Raw genomic sequence first — 11,608 nt, 5'->3', positions numbered from 1 at the left:
GTACCCGCTGGCTCACTGTTTGCAGCACAACAACGACCAGCGAGAACGCACTGCTTTTCCCACCTCCGACCGAACGGCTGACTAATGAGCGCGCGCAGTAACGTCGCCCCGAGTACGATCACCGTCGACCTCGTCGATGGTGGCATCGTCGTCCAGTACCTCGACGGCCGGGAGGTCTTCTACCATGGACCGCCAGAGCCCGTCGCGGAGTCGATCACAACGCCGCCGGGCAAGGACGTCCACGTGCTCGTCACTGATCCCGACGGCGTCGAGGGCGTCATGACCTACGTCAACGACCGGGACACACACGACGACATTCTCGAGGGAACTGGCGTCGGCCGTGTCATGCTCAGCGACGACGACGAGGAAGTGCTGTTCCCGGGCGTTACGGTCACGACCGAGGCCTACTCGATCCGGGTCGATGCGGACCTTTCGCTCGTCGACGGGCGAGTGTTCGTCTTCGCCGAGGACGAGATGAGCGAGCACGCCTACGAACTCGTCGCCGAGTCGGAAACGGACAGCTAAAATGCCACTCCAGAAACCCTGGCGCTCACTCGACCGCGACGCCGTCGCCAGCGCGCCGAATCGCCCCGGCGTCTACGAACTCGGCGACGCGTCAGGAACCGTGCTCTCAATCGATCACGGCGTCCTGCGCGACGAACTCAAGACTGTACTCGCCTACGGCGACGGTGAGCGCGTCCGCTGGACCGAAACGCACACCCTGGACCAGGCTGGGGAGCTTGCCGACGAGCATCGGGACCGACTCGAGTAGGTTGTCAGTTGCAGGTGTAGGTGTCCTTCTGGCCACCCGTTGTCCGCACTCCTCACTGGATGTAGGACGGCTCTTCTCCATCACATCGTTTTTCGTGCTCTGCGGCGTCTTCCTTCTCGTCGAAGAGCAGCCCGCAGGTCTCACACTCGAACCAGGTGGCGTCGTCCCGTTCGGTCTGGACCACCATATTGGAGTTCCAACAGCGACACCCAAATGCGTTTCTCCGGCATGCTTGGCTACGCGCCACTCTGTGCCGGGACACAGGTTCGATCCGTCTCAACTCGAGCCGACCGACCGCTTGCCCCTCTGCAATCTCACTCGAATCCCTCCACAGAAGTGGGCAATTCTCAAGACCTCCCAGCGAAAAGAACCGGGTATGAGTGGGTCGGATTCCGACGGCGTCACGCTGTCGGTACGAGCAGCCGAGAAGCGCGACGCTGGCCGCGGCGTCGCTCGCATTCCTGAAATGGCCCGGCGACAACTGGGCGTCCTGAGCGGCGACACGATCGTCATCGAGGGCGAGAACGGCAAGACGACCGTCGCGAAGATGTGGCCCGCCGACCCGTCGATTCCCGAGCGTGCGATCCAGATCGACGGCGACACCCGCGCCAACGCGGGCGTCCACGTCGGCGACACGGTCACCGTCCGCACGAAGGACACGTCCACCATCCGTGATGCCGAGCGCGTGACGCTGACCGCGCCACCGGGACTCACCACCAGCCAGCGCCAGGTCGCAGAGCACGAAGCTACCAAGACGTTGCGAAACCGACCGGTTCGTACCGGCGAACAGATCCGCGTCGAAGGCGTCGATCAGGAGCCGTTCACCGTCGTCGACACGACGCCGGACGGCGACGTTCGGATCACGGGCTCGACCACAGTCCGTATCGCGGGACAGTCTGGTGCTGCCAGCACGAGCCAGACCGGCACTTCGTCCGGGGGGAGTGCAACCGACACGGAATCGGCGGCCGACTCGAGTGGAACGCCACCAGCGGAGCTGGATGAAACCGTCGAGACCAGCGCCGACTCGAGTTCGCCCTCCGGCGTCACCTACGAGGACATCGGTGGCCTGGACGAGGAACTCGAGTTGGTCCGCGAGATGATCGAGTTGCCGCTTTCAGAGCCGGAGCTGTTCCAGCGTCTGGGTGTCGAGCCGCCTTCGGGCGTGCTCCTCTACGGCCCGCCTGGCACCGGGAAGACGCTGATCGCTCGCGCGGTTGCGAACGAGGTCGACGCCCATTTCGTGACGATTTCGGGGCCGGAGATCATGTCGAAGTACAAGGGGGAGTCCGAAGAGCAGCTTCGCCGGACCTTCGAGGAGGCAAGGGAGAACGCGCCGACGATCATCTTCTTCGACGAAATCGACTCCATCGCGGGAACGCGAGACGACGAGGGCGACGCCGAAAACCGGATCGTTGGCCAGTTGTTGACGCTGATGGACGGGCTCGATGCCCGAGGCGAGGTCATCGTCATCGGGGCGACGAACCGTGTCGACAGCATCGACCCGGCACTCCGGCGTGGCGGCCGATTCGACCGCGAAATTCAGATCGGGGTTCCCGACGAGACCGGCCGAAAGGAGATCCTCGAGGTCCACACCCGCGGAATGCCGCTCGCGGAGGACGTCAGCGTGGACGCGCTCGCGCGGCGAACGCACGGCTTCGTCGGGGCGGACCTCGACGCCGTCGCGAGCGAAGCTGCGATGGCCGCGATTCGCAACCGGCCGGCTGACGAAGACGAACTCGCGACGTGGAACCAGAATCCGACGGTGCAAAAGCGCCACTTCGACGAGGCGCTCGCATCGGTCGAGCCCTCTGCGATGCGCGAGTATGTCGCCGAGTCGCCCGATACGAACTTCGGTAACGTTGGTGGTCTCGAGACCGCAAAGCAGACGCTTCGGGAATCCGTCGAATGGCCGCTGACCTACGACAAACTCTTCGAGGAGACCAACACCGAGCCGCCCTCGGGTGTCCTGCTGCACGGTCCGCCCGGCACCGGAAAGACGCTGCTCGCCCGCGCACTGGCCGGCGAGACGGACGTTAATTTCGTCCGCGTCGACGGCCCCGAAATCATCGACCGCTACGTCGGCGAGAGCGAGAAAGCCATCCGCAAGGTGTTCGAGCGCGCCCGTCAGGCCGCGCCCTCGATCGTCTTCTTCGACGAAATCGACGCCATCACCGCCGCCCGCGGCGAGGGACACGAGGTGACCGAACGCGTTGTGAGCCAGTTGCTCACCGAACTCGACGGCATGCGCGAGAATCCGAACCTCGTCGTGCTCGCGGCGACCAACCGAAAGGATCAGATCGACCCCGCTCTGCTGCGGCCGGGCCGACTCGACACCCACGTCTACGTCGGCGAACCAGACCACGCGGCCCGCGAGAAGATTCTCGAGGTCCACAGCCGCGGCAAGCCGCTTGGCGACGACGTCGACCTCGCTGAACTCGCGGGTGAACTCGAAGGCTACACCGGCGCGGATCTGGAGGCACTCGTTCGAGACGCCTCGATGAAGGCGATTCGAGAAGTAGCAGACGAGTACAGCCCCGAGGAAGCGAACGAGCGGGCGGACCAGGTCGTCGTCGAGCGTCGGCATCTCGAGGCGGCCCGCGAGGACGTGGACGTCTAGTACTGCTGGCGAGTCGCCGTCCGACCACCACCGAGACGGAAATCGTGGTGATGGACGCCTGTTCGACACTTGGGGCCGCTATTCCTACGCTGGGACTGCTTCCGGATCCCGGTCCCAGTGGCGGTGCTGGGCAATCGCGTCGATGAATTTTTCGGCGAACTCGTCCAGATCGTCGTTCCGACAGGTAACGACGCCGGCGTCCGAGACGAGGTCGCCATCGTCGGCGATATCCGTATCCGGCAGGTCGACCGCCTCGAACAGCTCCGTTCCCTCGCCGACTGCGGCGATTGGCTTGTAGTGTTTGAACGCCTCGGCGACGAAGTGCTTCGGATCGCCCTGCTGGGTCATTGCGTCGACGCTCTCGCTGCCGCCGGGAACGAGGACCGCGTCGAACGAAACCGAGGCCGCCGCGACGTGGTGTTTGTCCGGTTCGACCGTCTCACCGTTAGCCCCCGATTTCTCGCCGAGGACCTTCGAGATGATCTTCACTCGAGCGCCCTCGTCCTCCAGTGCCGATCGAAGCTCCGAGACGTGTTCGTCGTCGAAGTCATCGTCGATTAGCATCGCGATTTTGCGGGTCTCGATCGTGTCTGGGGTCCGGTTTTCCATGCTGAGCGACGGATCCTCCCGGTCGTGGTCCGGCAGCTCGTCACCGGGCGATTCGGGTGGCTCGACGCCGATCCCTTCGGCGACCCGTTTCGCGAACCCGTGGTCGACGTTGTTGAACAGGTCGTAGACCATCCGCTCGCGAATCTCCATGCGATCGACCTTGCCGAGCTCGAAGTGGGCGGCGTCGACGATGTTCTGTTTTTCGGGCTCGGACATGCTGTTCCAGAACAGCCGCGCCTGCGTAAAGTGGTCCTCGAAGCTGTCGCTGCGATTGCGAATCTTCTTCCCGGAGATTTTCTCGGCGTAGTGTTCGTAGCCGCCTTCCTCCTCGGGAACCTCCTGTGGGTCGTCGTCGCCGATCGAGTTCGGCTTGTAGGAAGCCTTCCCCTCGTTGATCTCCTGGCGCATGAACCCGGCGCGCTGGTTGTTGTGCCGTTCGGCGACGGGCCGGTTGATCGGGATTTCGTCCCAGTTGGCGCTGCCGAAGCGGTTGAGCTGGGTGTCCTGGTAGGAGAACAGCCGGCCCTGCAAGAGCGGGTCGTTCGAGAAGTCGATGCCGGGGACGACGTTGCCGGGGTGGAACGCGACCTGCTCTACTTCGGCGAAGAAGTTGTCCGGCGTTTCGTTCAAGACCATCTTGCCGATCGGCCGTACTGGAACCTCGGTCTCGGGGACGATCTTCGTCGGATCGAGGACGTCGAAGTCGAACTCCTCGGCCTGTTCCTCGTCGAAGATCTGGATGCCGAGTTCCCATTCGGGATCGTACCCCTCCTCGATGACGTCGTAGAGCCCTTTTCGGTTGAAATCCGAGCTCTTCCCCCAGAGCTTCGTCGTCTCGTCCCAGACGAGCTGATGGGTGCCGAGTTCGGGCGTCCAGTGGAACTTGACGAACACCGACTCGCCATCGTCGTTGACCAGTCGGAAGGTGTGGACGCCGAAACCCTGCATCATCCGGTAGGCCCGTGGGAGGGCGCGACCTGAGAGCACCCACATGATCATGTGGCTGATTTCCGGCTTGAGGGAGGCGAAGTCCCAGAACGTGTCGTGGGCCGCAGAGGCCTGGGGCATCCCGTCGTCGGGTTCGGGTTTGATCGCGTGGACGAGGTCCGGGAACTCCATCGCGTCCTGGATGAAAAAGGGCGGCATGTTGTTCCCGACGAGGTCCCAGTTGCCCTCCTCCGTATAGAACTTCGTCGCGAAGCCACGGACGTCCCGGACGGTGTCCGAGGACCCACGTGAGCCGACGACGGTCGAAAACCGGGTGAAAACCGGTGTCTTCTGGTCAGAATCGGTCAGCACCTTCGCCTTCGTCACCTCCTCTATGTCGTCGTACTCGTCGCCCAAGTCCGGGTCCTCGTAGGGCTGAAAGTAGCCGTGCGCACCCGTCCCGCGGGCGTGGACCACGCGCTCCGGGATCGACTCGTGGTCGAACTGGGTCATCTTCTCCCGGAAGTGGAAGTCCTCCATGATCGTCGGCCCGCGCTCGCCGGCCTTCAGGGAGTTATCCGTGTCACTGATCTTGACACCGTGGTCGCTCGTCAACTCCTCTCCCTCGGGATTCTCACGAACCTCATCGAGCTGGTCGTGTTTGCTGGTCTCGTCAATCTCACCGTCGTGGCTGTCGCTGGTCCCAGGCGTACTCGAGTCGGAGCCGCCGTCGGCGACCGGGTCCTGGTCTCCGTCTGTTGGGTCTCCACGCTCGCCTGGCTGGTCGTGTTCGCGCTCGGTTCCACCGTCCGGCTGATCGTCGTGTGGTGTGTCGGGCATGTATTCTCGCTCTCGGTCTCGGAGCCCAGTCTCGCCTAATTCTACTCATCGGGCATCCGTCAGGCCGCCCGTCGGCCATCTTCTCAGCACCGCTCGCCCTCCACTCGAGTACTGGGGGAGTACGCTGGATCGCTGGTGCTCGCCGGCGGGGGCGCATCGCGACGGTATCGGATCGGTGTCGAACGGAACAGGCACACTGGGTCTCCCATGGCTGCGAAGCGATGCTGTGTCAGCCAGTCGCTCGCTTCCTGCCTACCGACCAGTACTAACAGAATAAAGCCGAGCCACTACGCTGCAAGCCGGCTTCAGTTTGGGGTTTGGCTCAGCTACTCGAGTGGGTCGGACTCGAGCACCACGGTTTCGCCGGCGGTCATCGAGTCGCCAGGGTCGACGGCGATGTCGTCGAGGCTAACGTCCGGTGGGAAGAGGACGTCGACGCGGCTGCCGAATGCGATGTGGCCGAGGCGGTCGCCGCGAGCGAGGGTGTCGCCGGGGTCGCGGTAGGGGTGGATGCGGCGGGCGAACGCGCCGGCGATGAAGGTGACAGTGGCGGGGCTGTCTGCCGGTAACGGCGTAGAATATGTATTATCGGTTTTGCCGGTCTCGAACTCGACGTGCACCCGTTCGTTCCGGTCTGATTCCTTGGAGAAAGCGGGACGGTTCGCGCCGTCGATGTGCTCGACGTCGGTGACGGTGCCGCTGAAGGGCGCACGGACGACGTGGACGTGCCAGACGTTCATGAAGATGCCGAGGCGAACGCGGTCGCCCTCCTCACGGAGTACCGAGACGGTGCCGTCTGCGGGCGCGACGACACCTGATGCCGGCGGCGTCCGCTCGGGATCACGAAAGAACGCGAGTGTCCCGAGGCCGAGTGCGAGCGCGACGACGCTCGCCGTCACGCTGAAGATGAACGCGAACGGTGCGGCGAGAAGGGGAACGAGCGCGTACTTCCACGCTCCCGGCGCGAAGTTCATACGACTTCTGAGACCTGCGAGTTGTATGGTCGTTACGATGCTCAGTTGCCGTGGGCCTCGATCGCCAGTCGAATCCGGTTTGCGAACACGTTCATCTCACCCGTCGCGTGCGTGCTCTTGCTGACGAACGCCGAGACGCCGGCCGACAGCGCTTCGTCGACCAGCGGCTCGAGTGGGTTCCCCGTAAACAGCACGAACGGCACCGACTCCTCCTCCAGAGAGGCTGCCAGGTCGATCCCCGTCTCGTCGGGCAGTTCGTAGCTCGAGACGATGCAGTCGAACGACTGTGCTTCGTCCGCGAGTGTCGCTCGCGTCGCCTCGCCGGTCGTCACGGCGTCGACGTCGAATCCGTGTGCAGATTCAAGCGCCGTGCTGACGTGTTCGGTGATGAACTCGCTGTCTTCGACGAGGAGAACGCTGTGAGATGGCATCCACTAGACCGGTGACACAGGTTCGTCTAATAATTCTTCTTGCAGATTCAATCGTTTGTGCCGACAGGTCTGTCGTTCAGTCCCAGAACGCCTGCGTCCGAGCGTACTCTCGCTCCTTCGAGAGAATGTCCCGGTAAAACTCGGTTTCGTCCTCTCGAAGCTTGTTGATGATCTGGGCGGCGTTGTGCGGGCCGACGCCACGGGCTGCCATCGCGATCACAGCCTGCTTGCCGTGGCTCTGGACGAGACTTGCGGCCCGAAACGCGCGTTCGGTCATCTGCTCCTGTTCGTCGTCCTTTTCGGCGGCACGGACCGCCTGGACGACCTCGTCGGCCCACGGGTTCAGCGAGGCGATGCGAGTCGAGCCACACTCGGGGCACTTCGGCTGCTCCTGGACGCGCTTTACTTTCGTCCGGGCCTTCCACTCCGTGCAGTGGGTACACAGCAGGATGACGCGGTCGTCCTGCAGGCGTTCCTTGACCGTCTCGATCACGCCCGCGTCGGCGTTCTCCGGCGCGAGCAGTTCCTTTCCGCCGCTGGAGCGACCGCCCTGTCCAACCGGTGTCCGTCCGCGGTGAGTAACGAGTTCGATCTCGCCCGACTGCAGCCCTTCTAACACTGCTGCCGCTCGCTCGACATCCAGATCCTCGTGGAACACCTCCCGAATCGCCTCCTCGTACATCGGGGTGTCCTCGAGTGCGGCGAGCAGTCGGTCGTTCGAAAGCCGGCCCGAACCCTGACCTTGCCAGCGCTTGAGCGCGCCGAACTTGGCCGAGACCTGCGCCAGGCGGAAGGCGAGCGCGTCGGAGTTCTTGAGGCCGAGTTCGATGATCGCCTGGACGTGGTCGGGATCCGTCTCTTCGATCACTTCGAGGACGTCGCTCGTCGCGACCGACGTGGGAACCTCGAGTTCGATCCGGTACGGGTCCGTCTCGAGGCCGACCGAGGAGCCGGCACGCTGGCCGAGCAGCGACGAGAGGAGGCGACCGAGCGTCTCGTTTGCCATGTGGCCGTAGCAGGCGTTGAGAACGATGGTTCTGCCCTGTCGTTCGAGGACGATTCGGTCTGCGGTGGGCATGGGCATCGGCGAGGTGTCCGCGGCGTCGGTGTCGGCGTCAGCATCGACCTGTCGTTCGAGTTGTGTGCAGGCCTCGGTCAGGGTGTACTCGTCGCCGGGGTAGCGGCCCGAGAGTTCGCGACCGACGGCGCGTGCGTCGGCACCCGCCTCGAGTTGTGGCTCGGCGACGGCGCGGATCTCGCCGACCTCCTGTGCGACCGCCGCGGGGACCGGAATCTCCTGGCCGATCCAGGAGGGGACTTCGCCGGCGGGGTCCTCGATTGGGCTGACCTTCACGCGGCTCTCGTCGTCGTCGATTTCGGCGATACGCCACATCTCGCCGCGCTGGATGAACACCTCGCCGGGCTGGGCGAAGTTGACGACGAATCGCTCGTCTAAGGTTCCAATCTGGGAACTCGAGGCGATGTCGTGGACCTCGTAGGTCTCCTCGTCGGGGATCATCGAGAGGTTGGCGTAGACGTACTGCCAGGTGCCGCCTGAGGTCTCGATGCGGTCTTCGCCCTCGTCGAACCAGACGATTCGATTGCGGTGGAGTTCGCCGAGAACTTCGCGGAACGTCTCCAGTTCGAGGTCACGGAACGGATACGCCCGGCTGATCGTCTCGTAGGCGTCCCGAACGTGCACTGAGCCGCGGCTGTGGACGAGTCCCGGAATCTGATTTGCGACCACGTCGAGGCTCCCCTCGTGGATTCGGGCCGGTTCGACCTCCCCGTCGCGAGCGCGGCGGGCGATCGACAGCGCCTCGAAAGTGTCGTCCGGTCGGGTCGTGACGATGGTCCCAATCGAGACCTCGTCCCGTCGGTGGCCCGCGCGGCCGATCCGCTGGAGCAGGCGAGCGACCTGCCGGGGGCTCTTGTACTGGATTACGTGATCGACCCGGCCGACGTCGATTCCGAGCTCCATCGAGGACGTACAGAGCAGGCCGTCGAGGTCGCCCGCCTTGAACCGATCCTCGACGTCGATTCGGGCTTCTTTTGAGAGCGAGCCGTGGTGGACGCCGATGGGGAGGTCGAGCTCGGTGAACCGCGATCCCAGTGCTTCTGCTGTCTGGCGCGTATTGACGAAGATGAGCGTGGATTCGTGTTCCTCGACGAGGTCCCGAATCAGTCGGACGTGGCTCGCCGTGTCGGCCTCGGTCATCAGTTGGCCGGCGAGTTGCTCGTCTTCTGGCCGGATCTCGGGCTGGCGAACGGTCACGTCAACGTTGCTCCCGACGTCGATTTCGCGGATTTCACAGCGCCGACCGCCGGTGAGGAACTGGCCGACCTCACTCGGATCGCCGACCGTCGCGGAGAGCCCGATCCGCTGGAAGCCACCGGACAGATCGCGGAGGCGCTCGAGCCCGATCGAAAGCTGCGCGCCGCGCTTTGAGGCCGCGAGTTCGTGCACCTCGTCGATGACGACATGTGAGAGGTCCGCGAGCGCGTCGCGGAGGCGGTCACCGGTGAGCATCGCCTGGACGGTTTCGGGCGTCGTAATGAGCACGTCAGGCGGGTCCTCGGCCTGCTTGCTGCGCTGGTAGTCCGTCGTGTCGCCGTGGCGAACGTCGACCTCGAGGTCGAGAAAGTCGCCCCACCACTCGAGTCGGTCGAGCATGTCGCGGTTGAGCGCCCGAAGTGGGGTGATGTAGAGCGCACCGAACCCTTCTGGGCGCTCGTCGACGAGGTCGTCGAAGACGGGGAGCATGGCGGTCTCGGTCTTGCCACTCCCGGTGGGGGCAATGACGAGCGTGTTCTCGCCGGCGGCGAGCGGCGGAATCGCAAGCCGTTGTGGTGCCGTTGGCGTCGAGAACCCGCGCTCGGAGAGCGCCCCGCGAACCATCGTACCGAGCTGGGAAAAGGCCGCGACGTCCCCCTCAGTCATGACTCGTTTCTATGAGCGAGCGAGGCATAAGAGCCACGTTCTGCGCTGCTCAGCACTGTACGAACAGCTCTCGGGACAGTCTTTGGTTCTGTCGTAGTCGGTGTTCGTGGTGGCCTTATCGTTGCGTCGCATCCCATCGCCGCATCTTACCGTCGCATCCCATCGCCGCATCTTACCGTCGCATCCCATCGCCGCATCTTACCGTCGCATCTTACCGCCGGCTCCTACCGTCGCACCTTACCGCACTCCCTCTCGCCTCACTACATCTCACCTTCTCTCACCCCACCCATCTGCCTTCCCCATCTCGCGCCCGATTCACAGCACCGAACATGTCCGCAGGTATGCAGGTCCTACCCGGGAGTAGGCGACCTATATCTACATCCTGTGTTCCAGAACCCCCGGCAATGACACCTCCAGATCGAAGACAGTCATCTCATCCAACTCGTTCGAGACGATCCCGCTTTGCATCCCTCCACTCGATCGCGTTCGTCGCCCTCGTGCTCCTCATCGGCGTCGTCGTCGCGCTGAGTGTCGGCGCAGTCGGCGGCGCGAGTGCGAGTGCGAGTGCAATTGCAAGTGCAAGTGCAAGTGAAGAGACAGGTCAGCCGGTACCAGCGGTACAAGAGAGCGAGAGCGACGACGAGACAGTGTACGTCTCCGAAGAAGCAGTCGTCGAACCGGTCCCCGAAGAGGGAGACCCGTACTTCGAAATGGAAGATCCGGACGGCGAGTGGATCAGCTACACCAATCCACGCGACGAGTATCGGATGCCCTACCTCGGTGATGCCTCCGGAAAAATGTGCGTCACGCTGTTGAACGAGGCTGGCCAGCCCGTCGAGGGAACCTCCGTTCCCGGCACGACCGTCACGGTGCCAACCGGCGAGTCGCTGTCCTGGCACGACGACGTCGATCCGTTCGTCGTCGAGTACCCGCTGTCCGAGCATTACAACCGACCGCTCGACGCCGACCAGTTCGGCACCAGCGCCGACCTTCCGCAGGGCGACGGCTACCTCGACTCTCACTGCATCGAGTGGCACGGTCTCCCCGAGGACGAGACCGTCGAGTACGGAGAAGCCCAAATCGAGGGCCCACACGCGGACCAGATCGACCTCGTCGGCTACATCGAGCAGCCACACGAATCCTGGGAGACTGATATCGACCCACTCGAGTCGGCCGTCTCCTACGAGGAGGCTGGCGGTGGTTGGACGTACCACCCTGACGGCTCACACGGACAGGTGGTCGTCGTCCTCCAACTTGACGGTGATGCCGACATTCCGGTCGATCAAGACGAAGAACTCGGTGACGAAGCCGTCGATACTGATGGTGAGAGAGACGAGAACCCGGACGATGGTGCCGACGACTCGACAAATGATGATTCCAGCGAGTCCAACGGAACTGACGACGGCGCAACCGATACCGTCCCCGGATTCGGCGTCCTGCCGGTGCTCGCTGCGCTCGGCGCGCTGTTGATTGCCGCCCTGCGGCGGCCCTGAGTGC

General features: G+C 64.0%; 9 protein-coding genes. 4 read left to right on the top strand and 5 right to left on the bottom strand.

The annotated features are described in order from the left end of the window. Positions 1–84 precede the first annotated feature (84 nt). Positions 85–525: a DUF5796 family protein gene (locus NMAG_RS16420; protein ID WP_004267863.1), complete on the top strand. Its 441-nt coding sequence runs from the start codon at positions 85–87 to the stop codon at positions 523–525. A gap of 1 nt (position 526) precedes the next feature. After that, entirely contained in the window at positions 527–772 is a 246-nt protein-coding gene (locus tag NMAG_RS16415; RefSeq protein WP_004267864.1) for a DUF7508 domain-containing protein, read from the top strand. A 52-nt stretch (positions 773–824) separates the two neighbouring features. Here the strand turns inward: NMAG_RS16415 and NMAG_RS22665 are convergent, their stop codons facing one another. After that, positions 825–959, bottom strand: coding sequence for a DUF7128 family protein (locus NMAG_RS22665; RefSeq protein WP_004267865.1), 135 nt, complete (start codon positions 957–959; stop codon positions 825–827). 189 nt (positions 960–1,148) lie between these two features. On the opposite strand from NMAG_RS22665, the gene NMAG_RS16405 reads away from it, so the two are divergent. Further along, entirely contained in the window at positions 1,149–3,389 is a 2,241-nt protein-coding gene (locus NMAG_RS16405) for an AAA family ATPase (protein WP_004267866.1), read from the top strand. 84 nt (positions 3,390–3,473) lie between these two features. Here the strand turns inward: NMAG_RS16405 and NMAG_RS16400 are convergent, their stop codons facing one another. From NMAG_RS16400 to NMAG_RS16385, 4 genes are all read right to left on the bottom strand, one after another. Beyond that, a complete protein-coding gene (locus NMAG_RS16400) occupies positions 3,474–5,765 on the bottom strand; it encodes a catalase (protein WP_004267867.1) in 2,292 nt (763 codons plus the stop codon). Between the two features lie 326 nt (positions 5,766–6,091). Next, entirely contained in the window at positions 6,092–6,739 is a 648-nt protein-coding gene (locus tag NMAG_RS16395; RefSeq protein ID WP_004267873.1) for a protein sorting system archaetidylserine decarboxylase, read from the bottom strand. A 41-nt stretch (positions 6,740–6,780) separates the two neighbouring features. After that, positions 6,781–7,170 (bottom strand): response regulator, encoded by a 390-nt coding sequence (locus tag NMAG_RS16390; RefSeq protein ID WP_004267875.1) that lies wholly within the window; start codon positions 7,168–7,170, stop codon positions 6,781–6,783. A gap of 76 nt (positions 7,171–7,246) precedes the next feature. Continuing rightward, positions 7,247–10,111 carry a DEAD/DEAH box helicase gene (locus tag NMAG_RS16385; RefSeq protein WP_004267876.1) on the bottom strand — a complete coding sequence of 955 codons (2,865 nt, stop codon included), beginning with the start codon at positions 10,109–10,111 and terminating at the stop codon, positions 7,247–7,249. A gap of 404 nt (positions 10,112–10,515) precedes the next feature. Here NMAG_RS16385 and NMAG_RS16380 point away from each other — a divergent pair, with 404 nt between their 5' ends. Next, a complete protein-coding gene (locus NMAG_RS16380; RefSeq protein ID WP_012996830.1) occupies positions 10,516–11,604 on the top strand; it encodes a hypothetical protein in 1,089 nt (362 codons plus the stop codon). The last annotated feature ends 4 nt before the right edge of the window (positions 11,605–11,608 follow it).

The organism is Natrialba magadii ATCC 43099 (assembly GCF_000025625.1).
GTDB classification, from domain to species: domain Archaea; phylum Halobacteriota; class Halobacteria; order Halobacteriales; family Natrialbaceae; genus Natrialba; species Natrialba magadii.
This window is presented reverse-complemented; position numbering and strand designations above follow the sequence as displayed.